We start from the raw sequence: 16,814 nt of genomic DNA, 5'->3' as shown, positions 1-16,814 counted from the left end.
GCGCGCGGCCGGCCCCGCGCCTTCGCCCCGGCGCTATCTCGCGCCGACGAGATGCGCGTACGCCACGACATTGCCCTGGTAGCCGCCCTTCTTGGCGAAGCCGCCCCCGCAGGTGATCACCCGTAGCTCGGCCCGGTCCGTCGCCCCGTACACCCTGCGGTCGGGGAACTCGGCGTTGTCGTAGACCTCCAGCGCGTCGACCGTGAAGACGGCGGTACTGCCGTCCGCGCGGGTCACCTCGATGTGATGGCCCTTCTTGAGCGTGCCCAGCTCGTAGAAGACGGCGGGTCCTTGCGCGTTGTCGACATGACCGGCGACGATCGCGGTCCCCTTGGCGCCCGGGGTGGCACCGTCCTTGTACCAGCCCACGATGTTCCGGATGCCGGAGGGCGGTACGTCGAGACTGCCGTCGCGTCCCAGCCCCAGCCCGAGGACCTGCGCGTCCACCGTGATCTCGGGGATGCTCAGACGGACCGGGGCCGAGGACCGCATCGGAGCGGCGGCGGCCTCGGTGTGGCTGCCCGGCCCCGCGGCGAACGCCTCCGCCGCGGTCGGCTGGGGCGGGGTCACGGGCTCGGAGCCGTTCTGGACGAGCCAGATCCCGACACAGACGGGAATGGCTATCAGCCAGCCCGAGCCGCCGCCTCCGGCCCGGCCACCGCCGGCTCCGCACGCGCAGGCGCCTCTGCCCGCTCCGCATATGGCGCCGCACCCGGCTCCGTACATGCCTCTGCCTCTGCGCCTGGCCCTGGCGGTCATCAGTCCTGTTCTCCTGTTGTCGTTTCCCGTGCTTCTCGTCGTTTCCCGCGGAGGGAGAGGTCCTGCGAGGGGAGTGCTCCTGTGAGGGGAGAGGTTCCCCGCCCCCGTCAGCGATGAGCGTGACGGGGACGGGGACGCGGGGCGGGACCGGGGCGGTGGAGGCCTGCCCGTCAGCTCGCCTGCGTGCCGCTCGCCCGGCGACGCAGGAGCCAGGTCCCGCCGGCGGCGGTCCCGGCCAGAATGGCCATGCCCGCCGCGATCTGGGTGGTGTCGGGGGTGACGCTGCCGCCGACCCCGGTTCTCACATGGCCGCTCGGCCCGCCGTGCTCCACGAAGAGCGCGCCGTGGGCCTCTCTGCCGTTGTCGCACCGCACTCGGATGGTGTGCGTTCCGGTCCTGGCGTGGCGCGCCACCCGGAACTCTCCGGCCACGGCGTCCTTGGGGGCGGCGCGATCGAGTCTGAACTCCTTGGCGCCCACGGACCCGGCGAAGCCGCGGCCACGGCCTTCACGTCCGCAGGCGGTGGTCCTGACGACGACCTTGGTGCCGGGGCGCACGTACCTGGGAGACAGCTCCAGCTGCGCCGGCCTCCCGCGCTCGCGCCCGCCCTCCTGGGCCCCGGCGCGCCCGCTGTCCCAACCGCCCTCCCGGCTGTTGTCACGGATCCCCGCACCGACCGCCTCACCGCCCCCCGCACCGGCCGCCTCACCGGCCGCCTCACCGCCCCGCGCACCGGCCGCCTCACCGCCCCCGTCACGCGCGCCGTCCCAGCTACCGTCGCGGTCCACGGCGACGGCCGCCGTGGTGCCCGCGACGGTCAGTGCTATCGCGGCGGCTGCCAGCGCGGTTCCGGTCAGCAGGCGGGCAGTGGTCGGCATGATGGCATCCTCCGAGGCCGGCGGGAGCGCGGTACGCGTCTTCCTCCGAGATAAGGCGCCCCAGGGCGCGCACGCCTGCTGATGGGCGATCAGATTCGCCCGGTGGGGGCCGCGTGCCGGGCCCGCGCGCCGACGTCTTCGCAGGTCACGGCGGAGCGACGGAGGTCCGTCGGCAGCGGGGCCGGTGCCGCGCTGAACGGGTGACCCGGCGCGGCGCGGCGGCCGAGGAGGCCGGGGGCCGTGCTCTGGTCCCGGTACGCGGCACATGGCGCGCGGCTCGCGGTACTCGGCACGTGGCGCATGGCACGCGGCTCCGGCCGTGGCGGAGGCCGGTCCGCCGGGTCCGCCGGGTCCGTCGGGTCCGCCGGGTCCGTCGCGTCGCTCAGAGGCGGTCCCACTCCACCCCGTCGTACAGCGCGGTCACCTTCCTCAGCAGCGCCGCGTCCCCCGGGAAGACCGTGTCGTCGATCCGGCTCACCGGAGCGATCCCGCGCGAGTTGGTGACCAGGGCCGCCCGGTACCGGGGCAGGTCCGCCAGGGTGACCTCACGGCGTACCGACGGCAGACCGGCGGCCGGGAGACGGGGCTCCACCAGCGCCATGGTGATACCCGTCAGGAACGGCGCGTCCGGCCAGACCACCGAATCGCCGTCCCAGAAAGCGATGTTGGCGATCGCGGCCTCGGCCACCACCCCGCCCCCGCCGGTCAGCAGCGCGTCGTCGAACCCCGCCTTCCTGGCCACCCGCCCGTAGTGGTTCTGGGCGAAGCCGCCCAGATGCTTGACGTGCGCGACGGGGCGCAGATACGGGACGGACATCAGGCTCTGCGCCCGGCCGTCCGGGGTCGCGGGCGGCCGGATCGTCACCATCAGACTCGCCTCGGCCGCCCCCTCGGGCCAGTGCACGTAGACCCGCCCGGCGGCGTCCCGTACGTCACCGAGCGCGTGCCGGAGCAGGGCTCGTACGCGCTCGCCGTCCAGACCCGAGCCGAACAGCTCCCGGGTCGAGGCGTCCAGCCGCGCGAGATGGAGGTCCAGACCGCGTACCCGGCCGTCCCTGATCTGCATGGCGGTGAAGTGGCCGTACGTATCGAGCGCGCGGAGCCGCAGGTCGGCCTCGGTGGCGGGCCGGCCGTCGACCTCTATCAGCAGCTGTGGTGCCGGGGCGGAAGTCGTCATGGCCTTACCGTATGCCGCTCGCCGCGACCCGATCGGTCAGTCCTCTATGAGCCGGCGCGGTCCCGGCCCGTGCGCGGCCAGCTCGTCACCCGGGTTGGAGAGCACGCACCGGTCCAGCGACAGACAGCCGCAGCCGATGCACTCCGCGAGGTTGTCGCGCAGCCGTCGCAGCGTACGGATGCGCTGGTCGAGATCGTCCCGCCAGCACTCGGAGATCCGCGCCCAGTCCTCCGGGGTGGGCGTACGGTCCTCCGGCAGCAGCCCCAGGACGTCACGGATCGTGGCGAGCGGGATGCCGAGGCGCTGCGAGGTGCGGATGAAGGCGACCCGGCGGAGCGTGTCCCGGCTGTAGCGGCGCTGGTTCCCGGTCGTACGCCGGCTGCTGATCAGCCCCTCACGTTCGTAGAAGCGCAGCGCGGAGGGGGCGACGCCGCTGCGTTCGGCCAGTTCACCGACGGTGGCTTCCTTGGCGTTCCAGGCGAGATGCGTCATGCCGGCCAGGGTAGCTTGACCTGAACCATGGTTGAAGTATGACGCTCTTCCCATGGACCTCACCACGCGGGAATCCGCGATCACCGCCATGCCCGGACACACCGGGAACGAGAGCGCGCTCCGGCTCGCCGTCATCCTGGGCAGCAACCGCGAGGGCCGCTTCGGCCCTGTCGTCTCCAACTGGTTCCTCTCCCGCGCCGCCGAGCACCAGGCTTTCACCACCACGTTCATCGACCTCGCCGACACGGATCTGTCGGCCCCTCTCTCCTCCCGCCCGGGTCCCGCCGTACGGGCCGAACTCGACAAGGTCACACCGGTGCTGGCCGCCGCCGACGCCTTCGTCGTCCTCACCCCCGAGTACAACCACTCCTTCCCCGCCGCCATCAAGGCGCTGATCGACTGGCACTTCGTCGAATGGCAGGCCAAGCCCGTCGGGTTCGTCTCCTACGGCGGGATGTCCGGCGGACTGCGCGCCGTCGAGCAACTGCGCCAGGTCTTCGCCGAGATGCATGCCGTCACCGTCCGGGACACGGTCTCCTTCCACAACGCCCACGCGCACTTCGACACCGAGGGCAGGCACCGGGACCCCGCCGAGTGCGACGCCGCCGCGCGGACGATGCTCGACCGGCTCGCCTGGTGGGGGCTGGCGCTGCGCGAGGCCAAGTCCACCCGCCCGTACGCCGGTTGACGCCGGCTGACGACGGTCCGCCGCGCCCCGCCCGCCCACGCACGTCGAACACGTCGCACGCACCGCACGCACCGCACGCACCGCACGCATCGAGTACGTCGAATACGTCGATTACGTCGAATACGGGGGACTCAAGAGATGTCTGTCCTGACGCGCCTGCTGGGCCACCGGCTGCGCCCCTACGCGGGGACGCTCGCGCTGGTCGTCCTGCTCCAGCTGATCCAGACGCTGTCCACGCTCTATCTGCCCACGCTCAACGCCGACATCATCAACAACGGTGTACTGACCGGCGACACCGGCCATGTGCTGTCGACGGGCGGTGTGATGCTCGCCGTCACCCTGCTCCAGATCCTGGCCGCCATGGCGGCCGTGTACTTCGGGGCCCGGGTCGCCATGGGCGCCGGCCGCGATCTGCGGTCCGCCGTCTTCTCCCGGGTGCAGGACTTCTCCGTACGGGAGATGGGCCGCTTCGGCGCCGCCTCGCTGATCACCCGGACGACCAATGACGTCCAGCAGGTCCAGACGCTGACGGCGATCGGACTGACCATGCTGGTCGCCGCCCCGCTGACCTGTGTCGGCGGGATCGCCATGGCCGTCAGACAGGATGTGCCGCTCTCGCTGCTGCTGCTGGTCTTCGTACCGCTGCTCGGCGGCTGTCTCGGCCTGATCGTCCGGCGGATGCCACCGCTCTTCCAGGGCATGCAGCGCCGTATCGACCAGGTCAACCGGATGATGCGGGAGCAGATCACGGGGGTACGGGTCATCCGGGCCTTCGTGCGCGACACGCACGAGCAGCGGCGGTACGCGCGGGCCAACCAGGAGCTGATGACCGTCGCCCTGCGGACCGGCCGCCTCACGTCCGTGATGCTGCCGACGGTCATGCTGGTGTGGCAGCTCGCGACCGTCACGATCATCTGGGCCGGTGGCCATCGCCTCGACTCGGGCGCGTTGCAGGCCGGTTCGCTGATCGCCTTCCTCAGCTATCTGATGCAGTTCCTGATGGCCGTGATGATGACGGTGTTTCTGCTGATGCAACTGCCGCGCGCGGCGGTGAGCGCTGAGCGCATCCAGGAGGTACTGGAGACGGACCCGTCCGGGGCTCAACCGCCGGTGTCCGGGGCTTACGCGTCCGGGGCGCCGGTGTCCGGGGCTTACGCGTCCGGGGCGCCGGTGTCGGGGTCGCGGCTCGCCGAGGCCGGTCGGCTGGAGATCCGGGGCGCCGGATTCCGCTACCCCGGAGCCGAGGAGCCCGTGCTGCGCGCGGTTGATCTGACCGCGCGGCCAGGCCGTACGACCGCCGTCATCGGCTCCACGGGCAGCGGCAAGACCACCCTGCTCAATCTGGTGCCGAGACTGCTCGACACGACCGAGGGCGAGGTACGGATCGGGGGCGCCGACATCCGGACCATGGACCCGGCCCTGCTCGCCCGTACGGTCGGATTCGTACCGCAGAAGCCGTACCTCTTCTCCGGAACGGTCGCCTCCAACCTTCGGTACGGGAAACCCGACGCGACCGACGACGAGCTGTGGCGGGCACTGGAGACCGCGCAGGCGGCCGGTTTCGTGGCCGCGCTGGCGGAGGGGCTCGACGCGCCGGTCGCCCAGGGCGGCGGCAATCTCTCCGGCGGACAGCGCCAACGCCTCGCCCTCGCACGGGTGCTGGTGGCCGGCCCCGAGATCTATCTCTTCGACGACTCGTTCTCGGCGCTGGACTACGCCACCGACGCGGCGCTCCGGGCGGCGCTGGCCAGAGAGACCGCGGGCGCGACCGTGGTGATCGTCGCCCAGCGCGTCTCCACCATCCGCGGCGCCGACCGGATCGTGGTCCTCGACGAGGGCCGGGTCGTCGGCACGGGCACCCACGAACAGCTCATGCGGGACAACGACACCTACCGGGAGATCGTCCTCTCCCAGCTCAGCGAGGAGGAAGCCGCATGAGCGCTCCGGAACGCCGGGGGCCCGCGCCGCAGCGTGGCCCCGGTCTGATCGCGGGACCGTCCCTCGAACGCTCCCTGGACTTCCGCCGGTCCGCCGTCCGTCTGCTGCGGACGATGGCGCCCGAACGGAGGCTGGTGCTGGGCGTGCTCGCCGCCGGGACGGCCGCCGTCGGGCTCGCCGTCGTCCTCCCGAAGATCCTTGGCCACGCCACCGACCTGGTGGTCTCCGGTGCCGGTGGTCCGTACGGTGTCGACTACCCGGCGGTGGCACGCGTCCTCGCCGTCGTCCTCTCCCTGAACGCCGTCTCCGCCGCCCTCACCTGGGCGCAGACGCGGCTCACGATGGAGGTCGTCCAGCGGGCCGGTTACCGGCTGCGCGAGGAGGCGCAGACGAAGCTGTCACGGGTGCCGCTCACGTACTTCGACAAGCAGCCGCGCGGCGAGGTCCTCTCCCGCACCACCAATGACATCGACAACATCATCCAGACCATGCAGCAGGCGTTCGCCCAGATGGTGCGCGGGCTGCTGACGCTCGTCGGTGTGCTCGCGATGATGTTCTGGATCTCTCCAGCGCTGGCGCTGATCATCCTGGCGACCGTGCCGGTGTCGGTCCTGGCGGCGGCACGGATCGGGAAGCGCGCCCAGCCGCAGTTCGTCAGTCAATGGGCCGTCACCGGCCGGCTCAACGGCCATGTCGAGGAGATGTACACCGGTCACGCCGAGGTGCTGGTATTCGGCCGTAAGCGCGAGGCCGTCCGTACCTTCGAGAAACACAACGAGGAGCTGTACGAGGCGAGTTTCCGGGCGCAGTTCATCTCGGGGGTCATCCAGCCCGCGCTGAGCTTCGTCGGCAATCTGACCTATGTGCTGATCGCGGTGGCCGGCGGGCTCCGGGTCGCCTCGGGGACACTGTCCATCGGCGATGTCCAGGCATTCGTCCAGTACTCGTACGAATTCAACGGCCCGGTCACCCAGCTCGCCTCCATGGCCAATCTCCTCCAGTCGGGCATCGCTTCCGCCGAGCGGGTCTTCGACCTGCTGGACGAGGACGAAGAGGTGGCGGACGAAGAAGTGGCGGACGAAGAGGTGGCGGACGAAGAGGTGGCGGAGGTGGCGTCCCCGGAAGGCGACGCGGCAGCGGACACAGGTGTAGGCGTAGGCGTAGGTGTCGGCGCGGGCGCGGGCAGGACGGGTCCGGGCACAGGTCCTGGGACGGTCTCGTTCGAGAAGGTGTCGTTCCGGTACGAGCCGGCGAAGCCGCTCATCGAGGACGTGTCCCTCGTCGTGGAGCCGGGCCAGACGGTCGCGATCGTCGGGCCGACGGGCGCCGGCAAGACCACGCTGGTCAATCTGCTGATGCGGTTCTACGAGGTGACGGGCGGCCGGATCACGCTCGACGGCGTCGACATCGCGCGGATCCCGAGGGAGCGGCTGCGGTCGGGGATCGGCATGGTCCTCCAGGACACCTGGCTCTTCGGCGGGACGATCGCGGACAACATCGCCTACGGCGTCCCCGGCGACGCCTCGCGCGAACGGATCGTCGAGGCGGCCCGCGCCACGCACGCGGACCGGTTCATCCGTACGCTCCCCGACGGTTACGACACGGTCGTGGACGAGGAGGGCGGGGGACTCAGCACGGGCGAGAAGCAACTCCTCACCATCGCACGGGCGTTCCTCGCCGAACCGGCCATCCTGGTCCTGGACGAGGCGACCAGCTCGGTGGACACCCGCACCGAAGTCCTCATCCAGCGGGCCATGTCCTCCCTGCGTTCGGGCCGTACGAGCTTTGTGATCGCGCACCGGCTCTCCACGATCCGGGACGCGGACGTGATCCTGGTGATGGAGAACGGCGCGATCGTCGAACAGGGCTCGCACGACGAACTGCTGGCGGCGGAGGGCGCGTACGCGCGGCTGTACGCCTCGCAGTTCGCCGCCCTCGCGGTGTAAGGTCCCCCGGCCCTCCACCGATCATCCGGAACCCGAAGGAGTCCGCTCGTGCCGCTCGCCGAGTGTCTGACCGTGCTGACCACGACCGACAGTGCCGACAAGGCCGAGCGACTCGCCCGGGGCGTGATCGAGGCCAGGCTCGCCGCCTGCGCGCAGATCTCCGCGCCGGTCACCTCCGTGTACCGCTGGCGGAGCGCGATCGAGACCAGCGAGGAGTGGCAGATCCTCTTCAAGACCACCGCTGCCCGTTATGACGCGCTGGAGGCCCATCTGAAGGAGGCCCACGACTACGAGACACCCGAGATCATCGCCACGCCGGTGGTGCGGGGGAGCGCGGAGTACCTGGCGTGGATCGCCGAGGAGACCGTCGCACGATGAGCCTTCCGTGCCCGATGAGTCTCCCGTTCTTCGTCTACGGCACACTGCGGCCCGGCGAGCACAACCATGACCTGTACCTGCGCGGACGCGTGGCGGCGGAGGAACCCGCCAGGCTGGCGGGAGCGCTGCTGTACGACGGCCCCGGTTATCCGTACGCGATCGAGGCCGCCGGTACGGACGCCCCGGGCGCGGCTCACCCCGGTACGGCCGCTCCCGGTGCTCCCGGTGCTCCCGGCGCCGGGAGCGGCGCCGGGGCGGTCGTCGGCGAGCTCGTCACGGCGAAGCCGGGTGCGTACGACGAACTGCTCGCCGTACTCGACGAGTTGGAGGAGTACCGGACCCCCGACGATCCGCGCAACCTGTACGTACGGGTGGCCCGCGATGTCCTGCGGGCGGACGGCACCCCGGCGAGGGCATGGGTGTACTTCGCGGCGCCACGCGTCGCCCGCGCGCTACGGGCCCGCGGACGGCTGATCGCGGACGGCGACTGGCTCGCCCACGTCCGCCCGCGCTGACCCCGGCCCGGGTGGCGGCCGGCGTGACGGGCGTCAGCGGGCGCCGCCGCCGGCCGCCAGCGCCTCGGTCACCCCCGTCTCCGCCGGTCCGAGAAACAGGGGATCCGGCCGGAGTGCCGCCTCCGCCGCCGCCTTCGCCGAGGCGAACACCTCCCGTATCCCGCCGTAGTACCAGGTCGCGTCACGCCGCTCCGCGACACCGACGCCGTACGACTCGACGCCCGCCGCCCCGCAGAGCGCCACCGCCCGCCGGACGTGGAACCCCTGCGTCACCAGCACCGCCCGGTCGACCCCGAATATCTTCTTGGCCCGCACGCACGAGTCCCAGGTGTCGAACCCCGCGTAGTCGCTGACGATCCGGTCGTCCGGCACTCCGCGCCCGACCAGATACGTCCGCATCGCGTCCGGCTCGTCGTACTCCTCCCGGCTGTTGTCCCCGGTCACCAGCACGACCTTCACCTTGCCCGCGTGGTATAGCTCCGCCGCCGCGTCGAGCCGGTGCGCGAGATACGGCGTCGGGCGGCCGGACCGCAGCCCGGCACCGAAGACCATGGCCACGTCCCGCGCCGGCACCTCCGCGACCGTACGGATCCGGCTGTCCGCGACCGCGTGCGTCCATGTCGAGGGCACCAGCGCGAGGACGCACCCGAGCATGACGGCCTGCACGAGGTGTCTCCTGCGGCGCTGGGTGAGCCGGGACCGCCAGGGCCGGGCCTCTCCCGGTCGCCGAGGCGGACGTTTCAGCCGGAGAGCGCGCGGCTTTGGCACCCGTAGGCGTGGCACACGCAGCCGTGACGTAAGCGGTTGTGGCGTACGCGGGCGTGGCGTAAGCGGTTGTGGCGTACGCGGGCGCGTCCTGCGCGGGCGTGACAGCTTCGGCAGTGGCATGGTCCCCCCTGGGTGGTCCTGGACTCCTCGTTCAACCCGCTCTCTGCTCTGTACGACGATCGGCGGCGCCGATCAGTTCGCGGATATGTCCGGTGGTGCCCAGGCGGCCACCAGCAGCGACTCGGTCGCCGCCGACGCGTAGACCGCCGCCGCCAGCCAGGCCAGGGCGAAGCCGCCGGGGTCGGCGGGCAGCAGCCGGCCCAGGACGTCATGGCGGCGGTCCGCCGCCGCTTCCAGCAGTGCCTCGACCCGCCGCGCGCCCGTGGTGAGGCCCACCGCCCGCAGCCGGCGGGGCAGTTCGCCGTCCGCGGACGCGGCCGTCACCGCGCGACCGCCCGCGACGGCGCGGTCGACGGTCCTGCGCAGCAGGTCCAGCTCGATGGGGAGCGCGGGCGGCGCCTCCCCCTCCGCCGGCCCAGTGAGCCCCGCCGGTACGGTCGGTCGCGCCGGTACGGCGGGTCCTGACGGCGCGCCAGCAGCCGTAGGTCCCGTAGGTCCCGTAGGTCCCGTAGGTCCCGTAGGTCCCGCAGGTTCCGTAGGTCTCCCAGGTCCCGCCGGGATGTGCGCGCGGTTGAGCAGGCGCAGCCCCAGGTCGGCGCGGACGGGCTCCCCGTCGTGGCCGGACCAGGACGCGGCGAGCACCAGCACCCGGTCGGGCCGGTCCGGCACGACCCGGGCGATCAGCCGCAGCGCGAGTCCCCGGCGGCCCGCGAACAGCGAGAGGTTCTCGGCGTAGGGGAGTTCCGGCCGCTCGTCCGGCGCCGCCAGCCGCAGCGTGGGACCCGCGGCCACGGTGAAGCCCGCGCTGGTGACGACGCCGTCGAGGAAGAGCAGATCGCCGCCCGCCTCACGGGCGTCGGCGGGCTCGGACAACCAGCGCAGTGCCGACGCCAGTTGTTCGGCGGGTGGCCGCTCCCAGAGGGCGGCGAGCGGCGCTTCCCGCCAGCCCGCGCCGGCGGCACGTACGGACCGTACCGCTCCACCGCCGCCGATCCGGCCGTCCGGCGAGACCGTGGGCGCCGTGAGGATCACCCCGCCGCCGTCGCCCAACTCACGCAGCCCGAGCGCGCAGCCGCCGGGCACCGGTGAGCCCGAGGCCTGGAGCGCGCGCTCCGGTCCGCCGGGGGCGACATCCGAGAGCGTACGGAGCGAGCCGTCGGGGGTGAGCGCGTAGACCGTGGCGCCCGCGTATCCGGACGCGGTCACCACCGGTTCGGTGAACAGTCCGTACAACCGGAGCGGCCCTTGCGGCCGGTAGTCGCGGCGGGCCGGGGAAAGGGCGGCGGCCGGGCGGCGCACCAGATCCAGCAGCTCCGCCAGCTCGCCCGACAGCCCGGACAGCCGGAACGCCGGGTCATCGGAACGGGCCTCGCCCAGCAGTCGCGTGATGCGGACCGCCGTGCCGGCTGGCCGGTACAGCCCGGCCAGCCGCGCCGAGTGGGCGGCATGCAGCAGCTCGGCGCGGTGGACCGCGCCGGAGCCGGAGACGCCCGCGACCAGGACGGCGGTCACGGCGTCCCGGAGCGCGTCGAGGGCATTCGCCTGGGCCGGGGTGAGAGCGGGTTCGACGGCGACCGTGGGAGCCGACGCCGTTGCGGGCGCCGATGCCGATGCCGATGCCAGTGCGGGTGCGGGTGCGGGTGCTGACGCCGGTGCCGGTGCCGCTTGGTCGACCGCGAGAGGGGCGAGCGACAGGACCGCCGCCCGGTGCAGACAGGCCGGCGCCAGCAGACAACCGCACACCGCGTCCTCCGCGGCGGCCACGATCCCGGCCGTGACCTTCAACGTCACGGCCGTGTCCTCCGCGACCCGCACCAGGACCCCGTCCGCCGTCGCCTCCACCGGCCAGCCGGCGGCCTTCGCCACCGCCCCGTCCACGCGTTTGCGCAGCCGCGCGGGCAGCAGATCGAGCGCCCCGGCCGCCACTTCGGCGCTCACCGGCGGCAGTACGGACGCGGGATCCGCCGTGGATTCCGCCGTGGAATTCGCCGTGGAATCCGTCCTCATCGGCGCGCACCTCCTACGCGTTCGCCGACCCAGCGGGCCAGCTCCAGAGGGCTGAGCGCCGCCACCGGCATCCCCGCCCCCACCAACTGGCCCGCCACACCGGCCGAATACCGTGGCCGCCCCTCGTCGTCGAGTGAGGCGCAGCCCAGCACATGACAGCCCGCGTCGACCAGCGCCCGTACCTCCGTGAGCAACGGGGAGACCGGGCCGCCCTCCTCGAAGTCGCTGATCAGCACGACCAGCGTGCGGGACGGCACCGTCACCAGCTCACGGGCGTGGCGCAGCCCGCGCGCGATGTTCGTACCGCCGCCGACCCGGACCTCCAGCAGCAGGCTCAGCGGATCGTCGACCTGGTCGGTGAGGTCGAGCACCTCGGTGGAGAACGCGACGAAGTGCGTACTCACCGCGGGGACACCGGCCAGTACGGAGGCGGTGAGCGCGGCCCAGACCGTCGACGCCTCCATCGAGCCCGAGACATCCACGACCAGCACCAGCCGCCAGTCGGCCGCCTTACGGGCGCGCGTGCGGAAGACGGGCTGTTCGGGCAGGACCGTCACCGCGCCGGTGTCCGGATCGCGGCGCGCGGTCGCCAGGTTCGCGCGCAGCGTACGGGCGAGATCCAGCGGCCCGCCGGGGCGCCGGGTCGGGCGCGGATGGGAGAGGCCCGTGAGGGCGGGACGCAGCCGGTTGGCCAGCGCCTCGGTCAGCTCGGCCACCAGCCGGGCCACCAGGGGCCGCAGCCGGGCGAGCTGATGCTCGGGAAGCCCGCCGGCGTACGAGAGGACGGTACGCAGCAGCTCCACCGACGGCCGCGCCGAGGCCGGGTCCAGCTCCAGGGCGGCGTCGAGCCGTCCCGTACCGGCCGCGGCGGCGAGCACCTCTTCCCGTACGCCGGGCCCGAACAGCGCGGACAACTCCTCGGACCAGGAGCGGACATCGGGATACGACGCCCCGTCCCCGCCCCGGGAGCCGCCCCCGGCACGCTCCTCACCGCGCTCGCCCTCGCCCCGCCCGTACCCGTACAGCTCATCGAGCGCACCGGCGATCCTGGCGGCTCCGCCCGTGAGCCGCCGGCCCCGCCCGAGCAGCAGCCGCCACCGCTCACCGGGGGTGAGCGCGATGGCTCCCGCCGGGCCGACGCTCGCGTGGACGGAGCCGTGGACGGAGCCGTGGACGGAGCCGTTGACGGGGCTGGCGACGGGGCCGCGGCCGGGCACGCCGGAGCCATCGGAACCACCGGGAGCCGCCTCCGCCACGCTCGCCACGTCACGCGCACGCGCCATGCCGGGCGCGCCCGCCGGCGCAGCGGTGTCCAGCCCCCGCGCCGCCAGGGCCTCGCGGCCCGCCAGATCGGCCGCGGCCAGCAGCGCCGGCGCCGCCGGATCCGACAGCGCCCCGGGGAGGGCGCCCGCGGCGAGGCCCGTGCGGTCCTCCACCGTGGCGAGCAGCCGCGAGCGGGCCGCGGGGGAGAGCGTGTCGAAACCGGCGCGCAGCGACGGGAGCCGGTCGAGGAAGCCCCGGTCGGGCAGCGCCTCGATCCGCTCCAGCAACGGATCGAGCGCGCGGCCGGTCTCCAGCAGCGGGCCTGCCGCGAGCAGCGTCCCGCGCAGGAATCCGGCCAGGTCGGCGCGGAGCGCGGGGGTCGTCGCGCTGTCCACGCGGGACGCCAGACGTGTGCCGAACTCCGCCGCCTCCCGCAGCCCCAGCAGCACCCGGGCCGCCCCCGCCGCGCCCCGGATCAGCGGCGTCGCCCCGGCGTCGAGACGCTTCAGCGCGGCGTCGAGCCGGAACCCGCCGCCCAGGTCCTGTCCCGTCGATCCTCTCGGATCGGCCGGCGCCTGGCGCCGTACCTCGCAAGGCGGAGGATCGTCCTCGTACGGGATGTCCCCGGGCGACTCCGACGACGCGGCGGGGTGCGGCGCGCAGCGGCAGCCGCTGATGTCGCCGCGGTGTGGCGGGCCCGCGAAGACCGACCGGACAGGGCCCAGTACCGCGGCCGCCCGGTCGGCCAGCGAGACCAGGGCGCGTGCGTCGGCCGGGTCGGTGGAACCGGCGAGCCCGTCCAGCGACCGGACCCCGGCCGCGGCCAGCTCCTCGTACGCCGCGCCGAGCGCGTCCCGTTCCCACCCGGCGGGCAGTCCGGGCAGATGGCCCGATCCGATCCGGTCCAACAGGGCGAGACCCGCGAGCAGTTCGGGCAGGGTGCCGGACGCGGGCAGCAGCCCGGCGGCCTCGGAGAGCCGCTCCGCGGCGAGCGCGGGCAGTCCGCAACGCGCCGCGTCCTCCAGGCCGGACAGCACCTCGGCCGCGGTCGGCCCGCCGCGCTCGCGCTCCGCCGCGCGCCGCCGGCGCAGCATCCCGGCCGCCGCCTGTTCGAGCGTCACGCCGTGAACGCCCGCCACATCGAGCATCGCGGTGGTCGACGGAGACCAGGCCACGGCCCAGCGGGTGGTCAGCGGGGCGGCGTCGCCCACGCCCGCCACCTCGCCCTCCTCCCCGTACGGGACACGGCAGGCGGCGAGCCGGCGCAGACACAGCTCACGGCGCCGGTCCAGATCGCCGCGGTGCGCGTCGAGACGCAGCTCCCGGCGGTCCGGCGCGGCCGGGGTGGGCAGCGACAGGGCGCCGAGCAGCGCCTCCACGGCCGGGCCGAGCCCCGAACGCGGCGTGCCCGGCGCGAGCCTGCCCTGCCGCGTCCCGACCAGCACCCGTTCCATGGCGGCGGCCACCACCCGGCCCCGCCCGAACAACCGCCCCTGTGTCAGTACCGTCTGGGCCGCCTCGGCCAGCTCACCGCGCCCGGCGGCGGGCAGCCCGCGCAGCGCCGCCAGGTCGCGCGCGACCCGGACCACCTCGCGGGCGTCGGCGGGCCCGCTCGGATGCCCGGCGTCCCGTACGGCCGCGCAGATCCGTACGGCCGTCGACGTGAGCAGATCGTCCAGCAGAGCGGGATCGCCCGCCGCGAGATGCACACCGCGCTGCCACTCCGGGTCGCGGATCCCGGCCGGATAGCCGGACCGCTCGTCCAGCAGCGCGTACGAGTACGGCACGAGCGAGGTGACGACGGCCGTGGCGGCGGCCCCGGCGGCGGGCTCGGCCGCCCGCTCCGGCGGCACGGTCCCGGGTCCGGCTCCGGCGGCGCCCGGCAGCAGCGCGGGCGCGTGGAAGGCGCCGATCACGGCCGCCGCCCGGGGGCCCGCGCGCTCGGCCAGCCGGCGCCGCATGTTCGCCTCGCGCCGCAGATCGTACGGATCGACCGTGCCCGTGTCCGACCGCAGGGCCCAGCCGACCAGCAGCGCGGCCCGCCGCAGCGCCTCGGGGCCGGAACCGGGCGCCTCCGCCTCGACAAGCCGGTCCCACAGATCGTCCCCGGGCCGCCCCCCGGCCCGCGCCCGCAGCGCGGCGGCCAACGCCCCACCGGTCCAGGCGGAGCCGCCGGACTCACTGCCCGGGGCCGGTCCGCCGGACTCCCCGGAGCCGTCCGGTCCACCGGACTCACCGACCGGGGGCGACTCACCGGACTCCCCGGACCCGTCCGGTTCATGGGACTCACCGGCCCCATCCGCCCCGGTATCGGCCCGCGGGGCGGGCTCGCGCGCGGTCAGCGGCAGGTCGAACGGAACGACCTCCACTCCCGCTTCCCGCGCCCAGCGGATCGCCGCCAGCTCCGGCGAGAACTCCGCGAACGGCAGGAACACCAGCCCGCCGCCCGCCGCCTCGCCCCGGCCGCCCGCCAGGGCGACCGGGGGCACCGTCGCCGGATCGGCGAGATACGGCAGCCAGGGTGCGAACTCCTCGGGCAGCTCGACGAACAGCACCTCCGGCGCCGCCTCCGCGAGCATCGCCGGCACGGCCGCCGCCAGCGCCGGGGAGTGGTGCCGCACCCCGATCAGATACGGCTCCCGGCACCCGGCCAGCCCGGCCAGCGCCCCGGCAGGCCCCCCGTCGCCGTGCGCGGACGCGTCATCCACGCCGCCTCCCGGCTCATCCCAGCTCATCGCGCAGCCCCCACAGCGTCCGCCACAGCGGAGCGCCCGCCTCCGCCCGGCGGCGCACCGGGCCGTCCCAGTACCCCAACAGCCGTGCGTGGTCCGCCGGATCATCCTTGCGCACCGTCCCGAGCAGATGACCCGGCAGCGAACGCAGGACATCGCGGCCGTCGCCGAGATACGTCGCGCCGAGCCCCATCGACGTGGCCACCTGCACCGCCTCCGCCGTCGACATGACCGTCGAGGGCCGCTCGATCTCCCAGCCCTCCGCGCTCCGTCCCGTCCGCAGATCACGGAACGCGGTGACCAGCGCCTCCAGCACCGTGTCGTCCACGGAGAACGACGCGCCGCCGCGCGCCAGCGCCGCCGTCGCCTGACCGCGCACCAGCTCCGTCTCCGCGTCGAGATCGCCGATCGGGCCGACGGTCTCGAAGTTGAACCGGCGCTTCAGGGCGGCGGACATCTCGGAGACGCCCTTGTCGCGGAGGTTGGCGGTGGCGATCAGCGTGAAGCCGGGCACGGCGTGCACCGTGCTGTCCCCGCCCTGCCCGCCCGCCAGTTCGGGCACGGACATACGGCGCTCCGACAGGATCGAGACGAGCGCGTCCTGCACCTCGGGCAGACAGCGCGTGACCTCCTCGACCCGCGCCACCGCGCCCCGCGTCATCGCCGTGAGAACGGGGGAGGGCACCAGGGCCTCCCGGCTCGGCCCCTTGGCCAGCAGCAGCGCGTAGTTCCAGCCGTAGCGGAGCTGGTCCTCGGTGGTGCCCGCGGTGCCCTGCACCGTGAGCGTGCTGCTGCCGCACACCGCGGCGGAGAGCAGCTCGGAGAGCATCGACTTGGCGGTGCCCGGCTCACCGACGAGCAGCAGTCCGCGCTCGCCCGCCAGCGTCACCACACACCGCTCCACCAGCGCCCGGTCGCCCACGAACTTCCGTGACACGACCAGCTGTCCACCGTCGGCCGACCGCAGCGCCTCGCCGTCGGAACCACAGACGAACAGCACCACCGCACGCGGTGTCAGCCGCCATCTCGGCGGCCGCGGGCCCGTGTCGTACGACGCGAGGAACGCCAGCTCCGCCGCGTACCGGTCCTCGGCCAACTCCAGCTGCCGTCCCGGTTGCTGCCCCGGCTCCCGCTCTTCCGCCGTCATCTCTGT

General features: G+C 73.8%; 13 protein-coding genes. 5 read left to right on the top strand and 8 right to left on the bottom strand.

The genetic code is table 11. From position 1 onward, the window contains the following. Positions 1-33: 33 nt before the first annotated feature. The 4 genes from ACZ7LS_RS02630 to soxR all read right to left on the bottom strand — a co-directional run bounded on the left by ACZ7LS_RS02630 (position 34) and on the right by soxR (position 3,306). Positions 34-759 (bottom strand): class F sortase, encoded by a 726-nt coding sequence (locus ACZ7LS_RS02630; protein WP_385129922.1) that lies wholly within the window; start codon positions 757-759, stop codon positions 34-36. 170 nt (positions 760-929) lie between these two features. Then, positions 930-1,637, bottom strand: a complete 708-nt coding sequence (locus ACZ7LS_RS02625; RefSeq protein WP_385129924.1) for a hypothetical protein — start codon at positions 1,635-1,637, stop codon at positions 930-932. 382 nt (positions 1,638-2,019) lie between these two features. After that, positions 2,020-2,814, bottom strand: a complete 795-nt coding sequence (locus ACZ7LS_RS02620) for an aminotransferase class IV (protein WP_385129926.1) — start codon at positions 2,812-2,814, stop codon at positions 2,020-2,022. Positions 2,815-2,850: 36 nt separating this feature from the next. Beyond that, entirely contained in the window at positions 2,851-3,306 is a 456-nt protein-coding gene (gene soxR / locus ACZ7LS_RS02615; protein ID WP_382518134.1) for a redox-sensitive transcriptional activator SoxR, read from the bottom strand. A 52-nt stretch (positions 3,307-3,358) separates the two neighbouring features. On the opposite strand from soxR, the gene ACZ7LS_RS02610 reads away from it, so the two are divergent. The 5 genes from ACZ7LS_RS02610 (at position 3,359) to ACZ7LS_RS02590 (ending at position 8,771) form a co-directional block, all read left to right on the top strand. After that, complete coding sequence (locus tag ACZ7LS_RS02610; protein WP_382518137.1) at positions 3,359-3,994, top strand: NADPH-dependent FMN reductase; 636 nt, start codon at positions 3,359-3,361, stop codon at positions 3,992-3,994. A gap of 138 nt (positions 3,995-4,132) precedes the next feature. Then, complete coding sequence (locus ACZ7LS_RS02605; RefSeq protein ID WP_385129928.1) at positions 4,133-5,932, top strand: ABC transporter ATP-binding protein; 1,800 nt, start codon at positions 4,133-4,135, stop codon at positions 5,930-5,932. After that, positions 5,929-7,878 carry an ABC transporter ATP-binding protein gene (locus ACZ7LS_RS02600; RefSeq protein ID WP_385129930.1) on the top strand — a complete coding sequence of 650 codons (1,950 nt, stop codon included), beginning with the start codon at positions 5,929-5,931 and terminating at the stop codon, positions 7,876-7,878. The genes ACZ7LS_RS02605 and ACZ7LS_RS02600 overlap by 4 nt, the downstream gene beginning before the upstream one ends. Before the next feature lie 48 nt (positions 7,879-7,926). Then, on the top strand, positions 7,927-8,256 hold the full coding sequence (gene cutA, locus ACZ7LS_RS02595; RefSeq protein WP_385129932.1) for a divalent-cation tolerance protein CutA: 330 nt from the start codon (positions 7,927-7,929) through the stop codon (positions 8,254-8,256). Continuing rightward, the gene (locus ACZ7LS_RS02590; RefSeq protein ID WP_383254152.1) at positions 8,253-8,771 is read left to right on the top strand and encodes a gamma-glutamylcyclotransferase family protein; all 519 of its coding nucleotides are present in this window, start codon (positions 8,253-8,255) and stop codon (positions 8,769-8,771) included. Before cutA ends, ACZ7LS_RS02590 begins: the two co-directional genes overlap by 4 nt. Before the next feature lie 33 nt (positions 8,772-8,804). On the opposite strand, the gene ACZ7LS_RS02585 is transcribed toward ACZ7LS_RS02590, so the two are convergent. The 4 genes from ACZ7LS_RS02585 to ACZ7LS_RS02570 all read right to left on the bottom strand — a co-directional run bounded on the left by ACZ7LS_RS02585 (position 8,805) and on the right by ACZ7LS_RS02570 (position 16,808). Then, the gene (locus tag ACZ7LS_RS02585) at positions 8,805-9,659 is read right to left on the bottom strand and encodes a SanA/YdcF family protein (RefSeq protein WP_385129934.1); all 855 of its coding nucleotides are present in this window, start codon (positions 9,657-9,659) and stop codon (positions 8,805-8,807) included. Positions 9,660-9,731: 72 nt separating this feature from the next. Next, a complete protein-coding gene (locus ACZ7LS_RS02580) occupies positions 9,732-11,666 on the bottom strand; it encodes a thioesterase domain-containing protein (protein ID WP_385129936.1) in 1,935 nt (644 codons plus the stop codon). Continuing rightward, positions 11,663-15,508, bottom strand: a complete 3,846-nt coding sequence (locus ACZ7LS_RS02575) for a DUF5682 family protein (protein ID WP_385130172.1) — start codon at positions 15,506-15,508, stop codon at positions 11,663-11,665. Before ACZ7LS_RS02575 ends, ACZ7LS_RS02580 begins: the two co-directional genes overlap by 4 nt. Before the next feature lie 142 nt (positions 15,509-15,650). After that, positions 15,651-16,808, bottom strand: coding sequence for an ATP-binding protein (locus tag ACZ7LS_RS02570; RefSeq protein ID WP_385130174.1), 1,158 nt, complete (start codon positions 16,806-16,808; stop codon positions 15,651-15,653). Positions 16,809-16,814: the final 6 nt, after the last annotated feature.

This window comes from Streptomyces sp. NPDC039430, from assembly GCF_055639435.1.
Note: the sequence above shows the minus strand (reverse complement) of the source record. Positions and strands in the feature narration are given on the sequence as shown.